Source organism: Streptomyces sp. NPDC051105 (assembly GCF_040682795.1).
Taxonomy (GTDB): domain Bacteria; phylum Actinomycetota; class Actinomycetes; order Streptomycetales; family Streptomycetaceae; genus Streptomyces.
In genome coordinates this window covers 186,810-203,765 of record NZ_JBFBBR010000003.1, presented here as the reverse complement: position 1 = coordinate 203,765, position 16,956 = coordinate 186,810, and the positions used below count along the sequence as shown (strand labels likewise).

General features: G+C 70.3%; 17 protein-coding genes. 11 read left to right on the top strand and 6 right to left on the bottom strand.

The annotated features are described in order from the left end of the window. The first annotated feature begins 88 nt into the window (after window positions 1-88). The 7 genes from AB0N16_RS08370 (at window position 89) to AB0N16_RS08340 (ending at window position 8,536) form a co-directional block, all read left to right on the top strand. On the top strand, window positions 89-1,120 hold the full coding sequence (locus AB0N16_RS08370; protein ID WP_365794412.1) for a BMP family ABC transporter substrate-binding protein: 1,032 nt from the start codon (window positions 89-91) through the stop codon (window positions 1,118-1,120). A gap of 247 nt (window positions 1,121-1,367) precedes the next feature. Next, window positions 1,368-2,414, top strand: coding sequence for a BMP family ABC transporter substrate-binding protein (locus AB0N16_RS08365; RefSeq protein WP_365794410.1), 1,047 nt, complete (start codon window positions 1,368-1,370; stop codon window positions 2,412-2,414). 274 nt (window positions 2,415-2,688) lie between these two features. Next, window positions 2,689-4,407, top strand: a complete 1,719-nt coding sequence (locus AB0N16_RS08360) for an ABC transporter ATP-binding protein (RefSeq protein WP_365795206.1) — start codon at window positions 2,689-2,691, stop codon at window positions 4,405-4,407. Beyond that, complete coding sequence (locus AB0N16_RS08355; RefSeq protein WP_365794408.1) at window positions 4,404-5,525, top strand: ABC transporter permease; 1,122 nt, start codon at window positions 4,404-4,406, stop codon at window positions 5,523-5,525. The genes AB0N16_RS08360 and AB0N16_RS08355 overlap by 4 nt, the downstream gene beginning before the upstream one ends. Then, window positions 5,525-6,787, top strand: a complete 1,263-nt coding sequence (locus tag AB0N16_RS08350; protein WP_365794406.1) for an ABC transporter permease — start codon at window positions 5,525-5,527, stop codon at window positions 6,785-6,787. Before AB0N16_RS08355 ends, AB0N16_RS08350 begins: the two co-directional genes overlap by 1 nt. Further along, window positions 6,784-7,185: a cytidine deaminase gene (locus tag AB0N16_RS08345; protein WP_365794404.1), complete on the top strand. Its 402-nt coding sequence runs from the start codon at window positions 6,784-6,786 to the stop codon at window positions 7,183-7,185. The genes AB0N16_RS08350 and AB0N16_RS08345 overlap by 4 nt, the downstream gene beginning before the upstream one ends. Before the next feature lie 73 nt (window positions 7,186-7,258). Continuing rightward, window positions 7,259-8,536 (top strand): thymidine phosphorylase, encoded by a 1,278-nt coding sequence (locus AB0N16_RS08340; protein WP_365795204.1) that lies wholly within the window; start codon window positions 7,259-7,261, stop codon window positions 8,534-8,536. 7 nt (window positions 8,537-8,543) lie between these two features. Here AB0N16_RS08340 and AB0N16_RS08335 read toward each other — a convergent pair whose 3' ends face one another. Beyond that, window positions 8,544-9,464, bottom strand: coding sequence for an AEC family transporter (locus AB0N16_RS08335; RefSeq protein ID WP_365794402.1), 921 nt, complete (start codon window positions 9,462-9,464; stop codon window positions 8,544-8,546). Window positions 9,465-9,670: 206 nt separating this feature from the next. Between AB0N16_RS08335 and AB0N16_RS08330 the strand changes: the two genes are divergently transcribed. Next, window positions 9,671-10,003, top strand: coding sequence for an STAS domain-containing protein (locus AB0N16_RS08330; protein ID WP_365794400.1), 333 nt, complete (start codon window positions 9,671-9,673; stop codon window positions 10,001-10,003). Here AB0N16_RS08330 and AB0N16_RS08325 read toward each other — a convergent pair. Together AB0N16_RS08325 and AB0N16_RS08320 are read right to left on the bottom strand one after the other, a co-directional pair. Beyond that, window positions 9,887-10,900 carry a sigma-70 family RNA polymerase sigma factor gene (locus AB0N16_RS08325; RefSeq protein WP_365794398.1) on the bottom strand — a complete coding sequence of 338 codons (1,014 nt, stop codon included), beginning with the start codon at window positions 10,898-10,900 and terminating at the stop codon, window positions 9,887-9,889. The genes AB0N16_RS08330 and AB0N16_RS08325 overlap by 117 nt on opposite strands. Before the next feature lie 121 nt (window positions 10,901-11,021). Next, window positions 11,022-12,290 (bottom strand): MFS transporter, encoded by a 1,269-nt coding sequence (locus tag AB0N16_RS08320; RefSeq protein WP_365794396.1) that lies wholly within the window; start codon window positions 12,288-12,290, stop codon window positions 11,022-11,024. A gap of 62 nt (window positions 12,291-12,352) precedes the next feature. On the opposite strand from AB0N16_RS08320, the gene AB0N16_RS08315 reads away from it, so the two are divergent. After that, window positions 12,353-13,303 (top strand): LysR family transcriptional regulator, encoded by a 951-nt coding sequence (locus tag AB0N16_RS08315; RefSeq protein ID WP_365794394.1) that lies wholly within the window; start codon window positions 12,353-12,355, stop codon window positions 13,301-13,303. Window positions 13,304-13,357: 54 nt separating this feature from the next. Here AB0N16_RS08315 and AB0N16_RS08310 read toward each other — a convergent pair whose 3' ends face one another. Continuing rightward, complete coding sequence (locus tag AB0N16_RS08310; RefSeq protein ID WP_365794392.1) at window positions 13,358-14,122, bottom strand: prolyl oligopeptidase family serine peptidase; 765 nt, start codon at window positions 14,120-14,122, stop codon at window positions 13,358-13,360. A 124-nt stretch (window positions 14,123-14,246) separates the two neighbouring features. On the opposite strand from AB0N16_RS08310, the gene AB0N16_RS08305 reads away from it, so the two are divergent. Then, the gene (locus AB0N16_RS08305; protein ID WP_365794390.1) at window positions 14,247-15,404 is read left to right on the top strand and encodes an adenosine deaminase; all 1,158 of its coding nucleotides are present in this window, start codon (window positions 14,247-14,249) and stop codon (window positions 15,402-15,404) included. A gap of 155 nt (window positions 15,405-15,559) precedes the next feature. Further along, window positions 15,560-15,913, top strand: coding sequence for an ATP-binding protein (locus tag AB0N16_RS08300; RefSeq protein WP_365794388.1), 354 nt, complete (start codon window positions 15,560-15,562; stop codon window positions 15,911-15,913). Between the two features lie 82 nt (window positions 15,914-15,995). Here the strand turns inward: AB0N16_RS08300 and AB0N16_RS08295 are convergent, their stop codons facing one another. After that, window positions 15,996-16,193 (bottom strand): PspC domain-containing protein, encoded by a 198-nt coding sequence (locus AB0N16_RS08295; protein ID WP_361305479.1) that lies wholly within the window; start codon window positions 16,191-16,193, stop codon window positions 15,996-15,998. Window positions 16,194-16,304: 111 nt separating this feature from the next. Then, complete coding sequence (locus AB0N16_RS08290) at window positions 16,305-16,856, bottom strand: VanZ family protein (protein WP_365794385.1); 552 nt, start codon at window positions 16,854-16,856, stop codon at window positions 16,305-16,307. Window positions 16,857-16,956: the final 100 nt, after the last annotated feature.

Genomic DNA, 16,956 nt, shown 5'->3' with positions numbered 1-16,956 from the left:
GTCACGGTGCCGTGGGGACGAAGGGGTGCTTGCTGTGCGTTTTGTCTCTAGGGGAATCTCTCGCAGAACGAGGGTCTCCCAAGCCGCGGTGACCGTCGCCGTCATCGCCCTCGCCGCCGCCGGATGCGGTAAGTCCAGCCAGGACAGCGGCGACACCGCCACGAACTCGTCCGGCAAGTACAACGGCAAGGGCATAGGCCTTGCCTACGACATCGGCGGCAAGGGCGACCAGTCCTTCAACGACGCCGCCTACGCCGGCTTCCAGAAGGCCGAGAAGGACTTCGGCATCGGCGGCTCGGACATCGAGCCGCAGGACGGCGAGTCCGACGCCGACAAGGTGCAGCGCCTCAACACGCTCGCCAAGGCCGGCTACAACCCGATCATCGGGGTCGGCTACTCCTACGCGCCCGCCGTCAAGGAGGTCGCCGCCAAGTACCCGAACATCACCTTCGGCATGATCGACGACTCGACGATCAACGCGAAGAACGTCGTCGACATGGTCTTCGCGGCCGAGCAGTCGTCGTACCTCGCGGGTGTCGCGGCCGCCTCGGCCACCAAGAAGGACCACATCGGCTTCATCGGCGGCGTGGACATCCCGCTGATCCACACCTTCGAGGCCGGGTTCGACCAGGGCGCCAAGTCGGTCGACCCGAAGATCAAGATCGAGTCGCAGTACCTGACGCAGACCGCGGCCGAGGGCGGCTTCTCCAGCCCGGACAAGGGCAAGACCGCCGCCCAGGGGCAGATCGACTCCGGTGCCGACGTCATCTACCACGCGGCCGGTCTCTCCGGTCAGGGCGTGATCGAGGCCGCCGCCACCGCCAAGGTGTGGGCGATCGGCGTCGACTCCGACCAGTACGCGCAGGACGCGCTCGCCAAGTACAAGGACTACATCCTCGGCTCCGCGCTGAAGAACGTCGGCGGCGCGGTGTACGACCTGGTGAAGTCCGTCTACGAGGGCAAGCCGGAGAGCGGTGTCGTCAACGGCACCCTGAAGTCCGGCGGGGTCGGCTTCGCGGACACCAACCCGAAGTACAAGGCCCTGACCAAGGTCGTCGAGGCCGTCGACAAGGCCAAGCAGGACATCATCGACGGCAAGGTCACCGTCAACACCAAGTGATCCGGCATATATGTGCGGCCGGGTGAGCCGGTCGCACGAACGTGCGGCCCACTGAGCGCCGCCGTTGCAGTCCCTGCGCCCCTTGCCTCCTGCAAGGGGCGCACTGCTGTCCGTCACCATGGACGGTGACTGTGGCCACAGCTAGATAACGGACCGGACATTGGGGGTTTTCCGGTTCGTCTACGCGCGTTACGCTGCCGCGGAACCAGCGCCTGGTTTGGGCGCTTGCACAAAGGAGTCAAGTTCCATGCGCCGGGTGTCCCGAATCGCGGTTGCAGGCGTTGCAACCGCAGCTCTCGCCGTCACAGTCTCCGCCTGTGGCAGCTCCTCCACCTCGTCCTCCGCGAGCAAGGGCAAGGACCTCGGTCTGGCTCTCGCCTACGACGTCGGCGGGAAGGGCGACCAGTCCTTCAACGACGCCGCGACCGCCGGCATGGACAAGGCCGACCAGCAGTACGGCTACAAGTCCTCCGCCGTCGAGCCGCAGGACGGCGAGTCGGACGCGGACAAGGCGCAGCGCCTGGAGACCCTGGCCAAGGCCGGCTACAACCCGGTGATCGGTGTCGGCTACTCCTACGCGCCGGCCGTCAAGGAGGTCGCGGCGAAGTTCCCGAAGGTCACCTTCGGCATCATCGACGACAACACCATCAAGGCCGACAACGTCGCCGACCTCGTCTTCCACGAGGAGCAGGCGTCCTACCTGGCCGGTGTCGCCGCCGCCAAGGCCACCAAGACCAACACCGTCGGCTTCGTCGGCGGTGTGGACGTGCCGCTGATCCACAAGTTCGAGGCCGGCTTCGAGCAGGGCGTCGCGGACACCAAGAAGGGCGTCAAGGTCAAGTCGCAGTACCTGACCGAGACTGCCGCAGAGGGCGGCTTCTCCAGCCCCGACAAGGGCAAGACCGCGGCGGACGGCCAGATCGACGCCGGTGCGGACGTCGTCTACGCCGCCGCCGGTCTGTCCGGTCAGGGTGTCATCCAGTCGGCCGCCGAGCACAAGGTGTGGGCGATCGGCGTCGACTCGGACCAGTACAAGCAGGACGCGCTGGCCAAGTACAAGGACTCCATCCTCACCTCGGCCATGAAGGACGTCGCGGGCGCGGTCTACAACCTGGCCAAGTCCGTCCACGACGGCAAGCCGGAGACCGGCGAGATCCGCGCCAGCCTGGCCACCGGCGGCGTGAGCCTCGCCGACTCCAACCCGGCCTTCAAGAGCAACGCCGGCATCCAGGCCGCGCTGAAGAAGGCCGAGGCCGGCATCAAGGACGGCTCGATCGTGGTCAAGACCTCCTGACCCGACGGTCATGACCATGCCGTAGGCATGGCCAAAAAGACGCTGTAATGGCAGCGTTACGGCCACGGAACGGGGTGCGGGCAGGATCTTCCTCCCGCGCCCCTGCCGTAGCCCGGATCCCGACGGGCGACGGGTACGGCGGGGACCCGCCTCGTTCACGCGGCAGAATGCTCGGAACGGATCGAGAGTCAAAAAAGCTCGGTCAGGTCCGGGCACTATTTAAAGCAGGGGCGCTACGCGCGTAGAGCGGCCCCTTTCCCGAGGAGAGTGCGCCATCGACGCGTCCAGCAGCCCTCCGCTCACCGCAGAGACGACAGCCGCGGTCGAGCTGGCGGGGATCACCAAGCGATTCCCTGGTGTCGTAGCCAACCACGACATCCACCTGTCGGTCCGCAAGGGCACCGTCCATGCCCTCGTCGGTGAGAACGGCGCCGGCAAGTCGACCCTGATGAAGATCCTCTACGGCATGCAGAAGCCGGACGAGGGCACCATCGCGATCGACGGCGAGCAGGTCTCCTTCTCGTCCCCGGCCGACGCCATCGCGCGCGGCATCGGCATGGTCCACCAGCACTTCATGCTGGCCGACAACCTGACCGTCCTCGAGAACGTGGTGCTCGGCAGCGAGAAGCTGTACGGCATCGGCGGCAACGCCCGGAAGAAGATCCGCGAGATCTCCGACCGGTACGGCCTCGGCATCCGCCCCGACGCCCTGGTCGAGGACCTCGGTGTCGCCGACCGGCAGCGCGTGGAGATCCTCAAGGTCCTCTACCGCGGCGCCAAGACCCTGATCCTCGACGAGCCCACCGCCGTCCTCGTCCCGCAGGAGGTCGACGCACTCTTCGACAACCTGCGGGAGCTGAAGTCCGAGGGCCTGTCGGTCATCTTCATCTCGCACAAGCTCGGCGAGGTGCTGTCGGTGGCCGACGACATCACCGTCATCCGCCGCGGTACGACCGTCGGGACCGCGATCCCCTCCGAGACCACCCCGCGCCAGCTCGCCGAGCTGATGGTCGGCAGCGAGCTGCCCACCCCGGAGACCGCCGAGTCCACCGTCACCGACAAGGCCGTCGTCACGGTGAAGAACCTCACCGTCTACGCCGGCGGCGGCATCGCCTCCCTCGGCGAGGTCGGCGCCCAGCCCGAGACCGCGACGGTCGGCTCGGCCGGCGCCACGGCACGCGGCGACGTCCTCGACGAGGCCACCACCCCCGGCGCCGCCAAGCGCGTCCTCGACGACGTCTCCTTCACCATCCACGCCGGCGAGGTCATGGGCATCGCCGGCGTCGAGGGCAACGGCCAGACCGAGCTGATCGACGCGCTCATCGGCACCCGGCACGCCGACTCCGGCGCGATCGAGTTCCTCGGCGAGGACATCACCCCCTGGGCCACCCGCAAGCGCCGCGAACGGGGCGTCGGCTACATCCCCGAGGACCGGCACCGCCAGGGCCTGCTCCTGGAGTCGCCGCTCTGGGAGAACCGCATCCTCGGCCATGTCACCGAGAAGCCCAACGCGAAGGGCTTCTGGCTCGACATCAAGGGCGCCCAGGCGGACACCCGCCGGATCGTCGAGGAGTACGACGTCCGCACCCCCGGTATCGACGTCACCGCCGCCTCCCTCTCCGGCGGCAACCAGCAGAAGCTGATCGTCGGCCGCGAGATGAGCCACCGCCCGAAGTTCCTGATCGCCGCCCACCCCACCCGCGGTGTGGACGTCGGCGCCCAGGCGCAGATCTGGGACCGCATCCGGGAGGCCCGCCGGGAGGGCCTGGCCGTGCTGCTGATCTCCGCCGACCTCGACGAGCTGATCGGCCTGTCGGACACCCTGCGGGTGATCTTCGACGGGAAGCTGGTCGCGGACGCCGACCCGGCCACCATCACCCCGGAGGAGCTGGGCTCCGCCATGACGGGTGCCGCGTCCGGCCACCTGGAACACGTAGACACCGCCCCAGAAGGATACGAAGGCGCCGCTGGTCCGGAGGACGAGGCCCGATGAAGAAGTTCGACAAGGAGCGGGTGCTCCTCGCGCTGGCCGGCCCGGTCATCGCGCTCGTCCTCGCGATCGCACTGACGTCGATCGTGCTGCTCGCCTCGAACCGCAACCCGTTCGAGCCGTACTCCCTGATGCTCCAGCAGCTGCCGTACTCGGACATCCAGGTGCTGATCATCAACCAGGCGGCGATGTACTACATCGCGGCCATCGCGGTCGCCCTCGGCTTCCGGATGAACCTGTTCAACATCGGCGTCGACGGCCAGTACCGCCTCGCCGCCGTGATGACGGCCGTGGTCGGCGCCAACATCGGCCTGCCCGCCTTCCTGCAGATCCCGATGCTGCTCCTGGTCGCCATGTTCACCGGCGCCTTCTGGGCCGGTATCGCGGGCGTCCTCAAGGTCACCCGAGGGGTCAGCGAGGTCGTCGCCACGATCATGCTCAACGCCATCGCCACCAGCGTCATCGGCTACGTCACCCTCGCCAACGTCTGGGGTGTCCAGGTCGGCAACAACATGACGACCGGCGACATGAAGAAGTCCGGCTGGTTCCCGGGCATCGACCTGGGCTCGGACGTCGGCGAGATCTACGGCATGGTGTTCGTCGCCATCGCCCTCGGCATCGCCTACTGGGTGGTCCTCAACCGCACCCGCTTCGGCTTCGACCTGCGCGCCACCGGCGCCTCCGAGTCCGCCGCGGCCGCCTCCGGCGTCGACGCCAAGCGCATGGTCCTCGTCTCCATGCTGATCTCCGGCGCGGTCTCCGGCCTCGCGGGCCTCCCGCTGCTGCTCGGCGACACCCACACCTACAGCCTGAGCTTCCCGGCCGGCCTCGGCTTCACCGCCATCGGCATCGCCCTGCTCGGCCGCAACAACCCCGGCGGCATCGCCTTCGCCGCCCTGCTCTGGGCCTTCCTCGACAAGGCCTCGCCCGCCCTCGACTACGCGACCCCGGTGGCGTACGAGAAGGAGATCGCCACGATCATGCAGGGCCTGATCGTCTTCTCCGTGGTCATCTCCTACGAAGCCGTACGCCAGTGGGGCCTGCGCCGCCAGCAGCGCCAGGTCGGCGCGGAGCTCGCCGCGGCCGCCGCCCAGAACACCAAGAAGGAGGTGGCGGCCTGATGTCCACCGCGACCATCGCCAAGCCGCAGGCGAAGCAGCCCGGCAAGGGCGGCCGCCGAATGTCGCTCCCGGTACTCCTGCTGGTCATCGCCGGTGTACTGATCCTGACCTCGGCCGTCCGCCTGATCACCGGCGCCGACGGCATCACCTCCACCGGCCAGATGTCCACCGCGCTGCGCCTGGCCGTGCCGATCGGCCTCGCCGGTCTCGGCGGTCTGTGGGCCGAGCGCGCGGGCGTCGTCAACATCGGCCTCGAAGGCATGATGATCCTCGGCACCTGGTTCGGTGCCTGGGCCGGCTACCAGTGGGGCCCCTGGGCCGGCGTGGCCTTCGGCATCATCGGCGGTGCGCTCGGCGCCCTGCTGCACGCCGTCGCGACCGTCACCTTCAACGTCAACCACATCGTCTCCGGTGTGGCCCTGAACATCCTCGCCCTGGGCGCCACCCGCTACCTCTCGAAGTTCACCTTCGAGGACGCCGCCGGCGGCTCCTCCAAGCAGTCCCCGCCGATCGACTCGCTCGGCACGTTCAGCGTGCCAGGCCTGTCCGACTGGCTGAACACGCTCAACCAGAAGCACTGGTTCCTGATCTCCGACATCGGGGGCCTGGTCGGCGGTCTGCTCACCGACCTCTCCCCGCTGACGGTCATCGCCGTCGCCCTCGTCCCGATCACCTGGTGGGTGCTGTGGCGCACCGCCTTCGGTCTGCGCCTGCGCTCCTGCGGCGAGAACCCGGTCGCGGCCGAGTCCCTCGGCGTCAACGTCTACAAGTACAAGTACATCGCGGTGATCATCAGCGGCGGCTTCGCCGGTCTCGGTGGCGCGTTCCTCTCGATCGTCGCCTCGAACGTCTACCTGGACGGCCAGACGGCCGGCCGCGGTTACATCGGTCTCGCCGCGATGATCTTCGGCAACTGGATGCCGGGCGGACTGGCGCTCGGCGCGGGCCTGTTCGGCTACACCGACAGCCTCAACCTGCGCGGCGGCACGGTCAACGTGCACGCGCTGATCCTGCTGCTCGCGATCCTGCTGGTCTTCGGCGCGGTCTACCTGGCCTGGCGCAAGAAGTACGTCCCGGCCGTCATCACGATCGTCATCTCGGTCCTGATGTTCGTCTGGTACGCCTCCACCAACGACGTCCCGCGGCAGCTCGTGACCGCGACCCCGTACCTCGTCACCCTGCTGGTGCTCTCGCTGTCCGCGCAGTCCCTGCGGATGCCGAAGGCGGACGGCCTGCCCTACCGCAAGGGACAGGGCAAGTGACGACCGCCGCCGGCTTCGACTGGGAGGCCCTGCGGGCCGAGGCGCGGGAGGCCATGACCCACGCCTACGCGCCGTACTCCGGCTTCCCGGTCGGGGTCGCCGCCCTGGTCGACGACGGCCGTACGGTCTCCGGCTGCAACGTGGAGAACGCGTCGTACGGCCTGGGCCTGTGCGCCGAGTGCGGACTGGTCTCCCAGCTCCAGCGCACGGGCGGCGGCCGGCTGACCCACTTCACCTGCGTGGACGGCACGGGCGGCCTGCTCGTCCCGTGCGGCCGCTGCCGCCAGCTGCTCTACGAGTTCGGCGGCCCGGACCTCCTCCTGGACACCCCGGAGGGCGTCCTGCCCCTCTCCGAGATGCTGCCCCAGGCCTTCGGCCCGGCCCATCTCACCAAGTAACTCCCGTACGGCCCCTCCTCGTCGGGAGGGGCCGTACGTTTCGCACTTCTTCGAAGGGAACGCCATGGCCACCATGGACGCCATCTCCGTCATCCGCACCAAGCGCGACCGCGGTGAGCTCAGCGACCAGCAGATCGACTGGGTCATCGACGCGTACACGCGCGGCGAGGTCGCCGACGAGCAGATGTCGTCGCTCGCGATGGCCATCCTCCTCAACGGCATGAACCGCCGCGAGATCGCCCGCTGGACGGCGGCGATGATCGCCTCCGGCGAGCGCATGGACTTCTCCTCCCTGTCCCGCCCGACCGCCGACAAGCACTCCACGGGCGGTGTCGGCGACAAGATCACTCTCCCGCTGGCCCCCCTGGTCGCGGCCTGCGGTGCGGCCGTCCCCCAGCTCTCCGGCCGGGGCCTCGGCCACACCGGCGGCACCCTGGACAAGCTGGAGTCGATCCCCGGCTGGCGCGCCCTGCTCTCCAACGAGGAGATGCTGTCGGTGCTGGACGGTACGGGCGCGGTGATCTGCGCGGCGGGCGACGGCCTGGCCCCGGCGGACAAGAAGCTGTACGCGCTGCGCGACGTGACCGGCACGGTCGAGGCGATCCCGCTGATCGCCTCCTCGATCATGTCCAAGAAGATCGCCGAGGGCACCGGCTCCCTGGTCCTGGACGTCAAGGTCGGCACCGGCGCCTTCATGAAGACCATCGAGGACGCCCGCGAGCTCGCCTCGACCATGGTGGGCCTCGGCACCGACCACGGTGTGAAGACGGTCGCGCTCCTCACGGACATGTCCACCCCGCTGGGCCTCACGGCCGGCAACGCCCTGGAGGTCCGCGAATCGGTCGAGGTCCTGGCCGGCGGCGGCCCCGCCGACGTCGTCGAGCTGACCCTCGCCCTGGCCCGCGAGATGCTCGACGCGGCCGGCCTGAAGGACGCCGACCCGGCGAAGGCGCTGGCCGACGGCTCGGCGATGGACGTCTGGCGCCGGATGATCGCGGCCCAGGGCGGCGACCCGGACGCGGAGCTGCCGGTGGCCAGGGAGCAGCACGTGATCAAGGCCCCGGCCTCCGGTGTCCTCACCCGCCTGGACGCCTACGGCATCGGCGTCGCCGCCTGGCGCCTGGGCGCGGGCCGCGCCCGCAAGGAGGACCCGGTGCAGGCGGGCGCGGGCGTCGAACTCCACGCCAAGCCCGGCGACACGGTCACCGCCGGCCAGCCCCTGCTGACCCTGCACACCGACACCCCGGAGCGCTTCGAGTACGCGCTCCAGTCGGTGGAGGGCTCCTACGACGTCGCGGCGGGGGGCACCGAGTTCACGGCGTCGCCCGTCGTGCTGGAACGCATCGCCTGACGGCCCGTCACCCCAGGAGCGCCGCCACCACGACCAGGACCGGCACCGCCAGCACCGTGGACAGCAGGATCGAGTCGCGGGCCAGTTCCTCGCCCACGCGGTAGGTGCTGGCGTAGGTGTAGAGGTTCTGGGCGGCCGGGAGGGTCGAGGTCACCGTGACGTCCAGCAGGGGGGCGCCGTGGAGGTCGAAGAGCGCTGACGCCAGGGCCCAGGCGATCAGCGGCTGGCCCACCGACTTCAGGGCCACCGAGAGGAACACCGGGTGGCGGTCGCGGCCCCGGCCGGGCGGGGTGCTGCCGTGCAGGGAGATGCCGAAGGCGAGCAGCACCGCCGGGACGGACATGTTCCCGATCAGGGTCAGGGGGTCCATCACCGGGCCGGGGAGGCGCACGCCGAGCGCCGAGACCAGGACTCCGGTGAGGGAGCCCACGGCTATCGGGTTGCGGAGCGGGGCGAGGAGCCGGCGCCACCAGGGGCCCTTCTCGCCCATGCCCGACAGGTCCAGCACGGTGAGGGCGACCGGGGTGAGGACGACCACCTGGAAGAGCAGGACCGGGGCCACCAGGGACGCGTCGCCCAGCACGTACACCGCGATCGGGATGCCGAGATTGCCGGAGTTGACGTAGCTGGAGCACAGCGCGCCGATGGTGGTGCGTCCCACGCCCCAGTGCCGTACGGCACCCACCGCTACGAACGCGCCCGCGGCCGCTGCCGTGCTCAGGGCCGTGACCAGGAGGCGGCTGGAGAAGATCACCGCCAGGTCGGCCTTCGCGAGCGTGGTGAAGAGCAGAGCGGGGGAGGCGACGTGGAAGGCCAGTTTGGTCAGGACCTCGCGGCCGTTGACCCCGAGGTGGCCGCCGCGGCCGAGGACGTATCCCACCCCGATGACGATCGCGATGACCGCGAAGCCGCTCAGCACCCCCTGCACGGGACCCCCTCGCGGCGGAGGAGACCGTCGGGTGGGGAGGGCTTCGCTGATCCGTGGGGCATGCAGCTAACCCTCGGGGCCGGTCAGGTGCAGGTCAATGTTGGCCCTTGTGATCTGCGCGACGCTCGTACGGAAGCCCGGCACCCTACCGATGAGTTGTCGGGCCGACGGCGGTCTACCGGTTCGTGGATGCCATGCTTCCTGCCGTGCTCGTGCTGCCCGGCCCCGTCGTCGAGGACGCGGTGGCCGGGCTCTGTGCCGAGGTGCGGGCGCTGCTGGCGGGCGGCGCGGCCGGGATCGTCGTCTGCGATGTCGCCGGGATCGGGCCGCCCGGACTGGCGGCCGTCGATCTGCTGGCCCGGCTGGAACTCACCGCCCGCCGGGCCGGAGGGCGGATACGGCTGCGGGACCCCGACCCCGCCCTACGCTCCCTCCTCCGCTTCGTCGGCCTCCGCCTCCAGGTGGAGGGGGAGGCCGAAGAGCGGGAACCAGCGCTTGGTGTCGAGGAAGAAGTGGAACCCGGTCAGCCGGCCGTCTGAGATCTCCAGGACCTGGATCGACCAGGGGCTCCAGCCGCCGGTGTCCGGGTCGGGCTTGTACTGGGCGAACCCGGGCAGGCCGTTGACCTGGACCGGGAACAGCCGCGAGCCCTCGCAGGCGGAGCCGATGGTGGTCATGAAGCCCGCGATGTCCTCGTGGCCGACCAGCCACAGGTCGAACGGCGGCATCGTCATGATGGCGTCCTCGTGGAGGAGCGCCGTCAGCGCCGTCATGTCGTAGCCCTCGAAGGCCGCGACATAGCGCTCCAGGAGCTTCTGCTGTTCCTCGTCGAGCGGGTCGGAGACGTCGGCGGCGGCGCCCGACTGCTGCTGCTCGGCCAGTGTGGCCCGGGCCCGCTGCAGGGCGCTGTTGACCGAGGCGACGGTGGTGCCGAGCAGTTCGGCCACCTCGTTGGCCCTCCAGGCCAGCACCTCGCGCAGGATCAGCACCGCCCGCTGCTTGGGCGGCAGCTGCTGCAGCGCGGCCATGAAGGCGAGCCGGACGGACTCCTTGGCCACGGCCGCCTCCGCCGGGTCCTCCACGGTCGGCAGCACCCGCGCGTCCGGCACCGGCTCCAGCCAGGTGTTGTCGGGCCGGGGCGACAGCGCCGCCCGGGCCAGCGGGGTCGACTCGGAGAGGTCCATCGGGCGGGCCCGCTTGTTGCCCGCGGAGAGCATGTCAAGGCAGACGTTGGTCGCGATCCGGTAGAGCCAGGAACGGAGGCTGGAGCGGCCCTCGAACTTGTCGTAGCTCCGCCAGGCCCGCACCAGGGTGTCCTGCACCGCGTCCTCGGCCTCGAACGACGAGCCGAGCATCCGGTAGCAGTACCCGGTCAGCTCGGTCCGGTGCTTCTCCAGTGCGACGTCCAGCTCCGCCGTCGCCGTGCTGTTGCTCATTTCCGTCCACCCACCCCTGTGGCCGTTCCTGTTCGCGCGCCGTTGCGCACCAGCACTCGGAAGCTACCGCAGGGGACTGACAATGGCCCCCGGAGTGCGGAAAAGCCCAGGTCCGGGCGCCTCAGTGAGCGGTGGCCACGACGTGCCGTCGGGCCGCCACCGAGCCCAGCACCGTGATCGTCACCACGCCCGCGACCGCCAGCAGGGCCACCCCCACCGTTCCCGACCAGCCGCTCGCGTGGAAGGCCAGCGCGCCCACCGTGCTGCCCGCGCTGGAGCCGATGTAGTACGCGGACTGGTAGATGGCGGAGGCCTGGGCCCGGCCGCGGGTGGCCGTCTTGCTGACCGCCGAGGAGGCCACCGCGTGACCCGCGAAGAAGCCGGCGGTGATGAGGACGAGGCCCAGCAGGACCAGCGGGAGCGAGTCGGCCAGGGAGAGGAGGAGACCGGCGGCCGTGGTGCCGCCGCCCAGGTAGAGGGCGCCCCGGCGGCCGAGGCGGCCGACCAGACGGCCCGCCGTCGACGCGGAGACCGTGCCCACCAGGTACACGAGGAAGATCGAGCCGATGATGCCCTGGGGGAGGGAGAAGGGCTCCTCGGTCAGGCGGTAGCCGATCACCGTGTAGACGCCGCCGAAGACGGTCATGAACAGCGCGCCGATCGCGTACAGGCGGCGCAGCAGCGGGTTGGCCAGATGGTCGCGGACCGTGCCGAGCAGCCGGCGCGGGTGCAGCGAGCCCGCCTTGAAGTGCCGCGGCGCGGGGAGGAGCAGCCGGAAGGCCACCGCGCAGCCGACCGCGATCACGCCGATGACGCCGACCGCGACCCGCCAGCCCCACTCCTGTGCGACCCAGCCGGTGATGACCCGGCCGCTCATCCCGCCGACACTGTTGCCCGCGACGAACAGGCCTATCGCCGTGACCAGCGCCCTGGGGCGGACCTCCTCGGCCAGGTAGGCCTGCGCCGAGGCCGGCAGCCCAGCCAGCGCCGCGCCCTGGATACCGCGCAGCACCACCAGCACGCCCAGCGACGGCGCGAACGGGACCAGCAGGCCCACGGTCACCGCCACCGCCAGCGACGCGGTCATGACCGTACGACGCCCGAAACGCTCGGACAGGGCGCTCATCGGGATGACGAACAGCGCCAGTCCGCCGGTCGCCGCCGCCACCGTCCAGCTCGCGTCGCCCGCGCTCACCCCGAAGCCGTCCGAGATCAGCGGCAGCAGCGCCTGCGTGGAGTAGAGGAGGGCGAAGGTCGCGACACCGGCGAGGAAGAGGGCGAAGCTCATCCGGCGGTAGCCGGGGCCGCCCGGGGTCATACGGGAGTCGGAGGCGGGGACGGTGGCTGCGGCGTCCATGGCGGTGGACGCCCCGGTACTGGCGGGAGACATGCCTCGAACGTACGGACCCCTTTTTGATCCGTCCAATGCATGGAATCGCCATAATCGTTCCCATGGAGCATCAACAGAGGTCAGCGAAGCGCCTGTCACCGGACAGTGACACAGAAGACATGACGATGTTGCTGGCTCCACGCCTCGCGTACTTCGCCGGTGTGGCCCGCACGGAGCATGTCACCAGGGCCGCGCAGGAGCTCGACGTCCCGCAGTCCACCCTCTCCCGCGCGCTGGCCCGCCTGGAGCAGGACCTCGGTGTCGACCTCTTCACCCGGCACGGCCGCACGGTCTCCCTCACCCCCGCCGGCCGCACCTTCCTCACCTCGGTCGAACGCGCCCTCGCCGAGGTCCAGCGCGCCGCCGACGAGGTACGCGCCGACGCCGACCCCACCACCGGCAAGGTCGCCTTCGGCTTCCTGCACACGATGGGCGCGGAGACCGTCCCCGGCCTCCTCCAGGCCTTCCGCGTCGACCACCCCCGGGTCCGCTTCAGCCTCGTCCAGAACTACGGCGAGGCGATGATCGAGAAGCTCCGGGCGGGCGAACTGGACCTGTGCCTCACCTCCCCGGTGCCGGACGCCCCCGACCTGGTCGCCCGTCGCCTGGACGAACAGAAGCTGCGCCTGGTGGTTCCCGCGGACCACCCACTGGCGGCCCGCAAGCGCATCCGCCTCGCCGAAGCGGCCGACGAGACCTTCGTGACCCTGGAACCGGGCTACGGTCTGCGCCGCATCACCGACGACCTGTGCACGGAGGCCGGCTTCCGGCCGCGGATCGCCTTCGAGGGGGAGGAGGCGGAGACCTTGAGGGGCTTGGTGGCGGCCGGGCTGGGGGTTGCGTTGCTCCCCCCACCCGCGTTTCCCCGCCCGGGAGTCGTGGAACTGACGGTCACGGCCCCGAGGGCGGCGAGGGAGATCGGCGTGGCATGGCTCCAGGGCCATCCGGACACGCCCCCGGTGACCGCGTTCAAGAAGTTTCTGCTTGCGAGGCGGGGGAGTCTTCTTCCTTAGGGTCGCGGGGAACTGCGCGGAACCCACCCACCACCCGCACCCCGAAACCAGCCGTCACCCCCGCCGAAGCGACCGCCCGAACCCCGCGGCAAGCGGCATCCGCAACCCGATCGGCGGCGGCGCGGCCAACGCGTCCTCCACCGGCCGTGACACCGCGTACCCGAACAACGCCCCCAGCACGAAGTCCGAAGCCAGCGCCAGCACTTCGTCCCGGTGCTGATGCAGCCCATGCCCGTCCGAGTGCACCTCGAACCGGCACACCTCCCGGTTCGCCTTCTTCGCCCGCGCCGCCAGCCGGAACGACTGCTCCGGATCGGTCCGTTCGTCGTTCGTGCCGTGCACGATCAGCACCCGGCGCCCCACCAGCTGCCGTACCGGTTCCTCGGGCGCCCCCTCGTCCGCCTCCGGCAGCCAGGGGGCGATCGAGACGACGGAGCTGACGGCCTCATGGCCACCCGCGCGCAGCGCGGCCCGGCCGCCCATGCCCAGACCCAGCAGGCACACCGGGACATCGCCGTACCGCCGTACCACCTCGTCGGCCGCCCAGTCGGCGTCCCCCGCGAGATGCGCCTCGTCGCCGTTCCAGCCGCGATAGCGGTAGTGGACGATGTGCGCGGCCAGCCCCTCGTCCCGGCCGTCCCGGGCCAGCCGGCGTCCGAGGGCGCGGACGAAGGGCGTCGCCCATACGAGGGACGGTTTGCGGGCGGAGACCTCCTCGCCGCCCGGGAGCAGCAGGACCGCTCCGCTCACCGTCGTCGGCTCCTGGCCGACTGCCCTGCCCAGCCTGGCCGTTCGGACCGGCGTCGATTGCTGTGCCATGACAGAACAGTGTCAGAAGAAGCGGTGTACGCGACCCGTCCGTGCGGTCACCGTTGCGTATCGACGGGAATCGGAATACGCCGAGTACCGAGCGATCTACGCGCGTAGGAGTTACAGTGCGGAAATGACGAGCCAGAGCATCGCGAACACCCCGACTCCGGAGCAGATCCGCCGGGCACCGAAGGTTCTGCTGCACGACCATCTGGACGGCGGTCTGCGCCCCGGCACCGTCGCCGACCTCGCCCGGGAGACCGGGTACGCCGGGCTTCCCGAGTCCGATCCGGGCAAGCTCGGTGTCTGGTTCCGGGAAGCCGCCGACTCCGGTTCGCTGGAGCGGTACCTGGAGACCTTCTCGCACACCGTCGGGGTCATGCAGACCCGGGACGCCCTGGTCCGGGTCGCCCGCGAGTGTGCCGAGGACCTCGCCGAGGACGGTGTCGTCTACGCCGAGGTGCGGTACGCCCCCGAGCAGCACCTGGAGCGGGGGCTGTCCCTCGAAGAGGTCGTCGAGGCCGTCAACGAGGGTTTCCGGCAGGGCGAGGCGCTCGCCCGGGAGGGCGGCCGGCGGATCCGGGTCGGCGCCCTGCTCACCGCCATGCGGCACGCGGCCCGCTCCCTGGAGATCGCCGAGCTGGCCAACCGCTACCGGGACCTGGGCGTCGTCGGCTTCGACATCGCCGGCGCCGAGGCCGGCTACCCGCCCACCCGGCACCTCGACGCCTTCGAGTACCTCAAGCGCGAGAACAACCACTTCACCATCCACGCCGGCGAGGCCTTCGGACTGCCGTCCATCTGGCAGGCCCTCCAGTGGTGCGGCGCCGACCGGCTCGGCCACGGCGTGCGGATCATCGACGACATCCAGGTGCACGAGGACGGCACGGTCAAGCTCGGCCGCCTCGCCTCCTATGTCCGCGACAAGCGGATCCCGCTGGAGCTGTGCCCCAGCTCCAACCTCCAGACCGGGGCCGCCGACTCCTATGCCGAGCACCCGATCGGGCTGCTGCGCCGGCTGCACTTCCGGGCCACGGTGAACACGGACAACCGGCTGATGTCCGGGACCAGCATGAGCCGGGAATTCGAGCACCTCGTCGAGGCGTTCGGTTACACGCTCGATGATCTGCAGTGGTTCTCCGTCAATGCGATGAAATCAGCGTTCATTCCTTTCGATGAACGACTCGCCATGATCAATGACGTCGTGAAGCCGGGTTATGCGGAGCTGAAATCCGAATGGCTGTTCCGGCAGACCGCCTCCACCAGCGGTTCTGTCGATCCGCAGGGCTGATCGGGTGACCTGACGGGGTCCGGAAATCGGACGGGAGCCCGCCGCCCGTCCGCATTTCGGTGTTTGCGGTGGGCGGTCCGGCATGTTTACGGTCATGGACCGCTCAGCGCGTTTTTAAAGATCCCCGTCACCGTATTCCAAGGACGCAATCAACGATGAAGCAGTCTGCTGCCAAGACCCTCGGTGTCGCCGCTCTCGGTGCCGCCTTCGCCGCTGTCGGCGCGGGCGCGGCCAACGCGGCCCCGGCCGTCCCGGACTCCTCGCAGGCCCTGGACACCGTCACCAAGACGCTGCCGGCCGAGAACGTCTCCAAGGCCCTGCCGGGGGCCGGTGAGGCCGTGGCGCAGGGGCAGACCGCCCTCGCCGCCGGTCTTGCCGCCGCCCAGCCGGCCGCCGAGCAGCTTCTCGCCGGTGGCCCGACCAAGCCCGTCGCCGGCCTTCTCGGTGGACTGCCGGTCCAGGGCATGCCCACCCACGGCCTGCCGGTGAACGGTATTCCGCTCGGCTGACCTCTCCCCGGCCGATCGGCAACGCCGTTGGGGCGCCCCGGAATCCTCCGGTGCGCCCCAACGGCGTTGCCATACCCGGGTGTTACCAGGCCGCGGCCTTCTCCTCCGAGGGGAGGAGGATCCACAGCGCGATGTAGAGCAGGAACTGCGGACCCGGCAGCAGGCAGGACAGCAGGAAGATCACCCGCATCGTGGTCGCGGAGGTGCCGAAGCGCCGGGCCAGCGCGGCGCACACTCCGCCGATCATGCGGCCATGGGTGGGGCGGGCGAGCCTGGACATCCGCGTCTCCTTCGTGAGTGTCCGGCGCTGTGAGCGTCCGGTTCGAGGCGGCCCGTGCGGCCCCTCATCTGCCCTCCACGGTACGGAGACGAACCAGGTCGAAGCGTCGCTCTACGGGGCGATCCCGACCCTGGGAATCGTCGGGGTACGACCCTGAGCCGCGTCCTCCTGGGGGAGGGCCGCGGGCCGCCGCCGCGCACGCCGCCTGCGGAGCCGGGCGCGGGCCGCCGGGACCACCGCCAGCTGCGCGACGATCACACCGACCGTGTTGAGGAGTATCGAGTCGACGTCCACCACCCGTCCCGGCACCCCGGTCTGCAACAGGGCTATGCCGAGCGAGATCAGGGCGCCCGCGGTGGCGGTACGGATCAGGGAGGCGAGCGGGGAGACACGGAGCCGGCCGTGCACCATCGGGAGCAGCACGCCCAGCGGGGCGAGCAGGGCGAGGCCCTCACCGATCCGGTGGGCCGCCTCGCGCGGGCCGAGCGCCAGGTCGGCGCGGATACCGGCGAACGGGTGCAGGTTGGCGGGCATCACCCACGGCACGTCCAGGGGCCGCAGCATCAGCCAGGCGACGAACGCGAGATGTGCGACAAGGAGGACACCCCCTGTCACACGGACGCGGATCGCGGCGCTGCCGCCGATGGAGCCTTGACGCTGCACGCCCCCGTAGACGCGCCCGCGCACACGAACGGTTCCGGATACGGGCGTGAGGCCTCGGACACACGGTCTTGAGGCACGCCGCGCAGGCACGCCGCGCAGG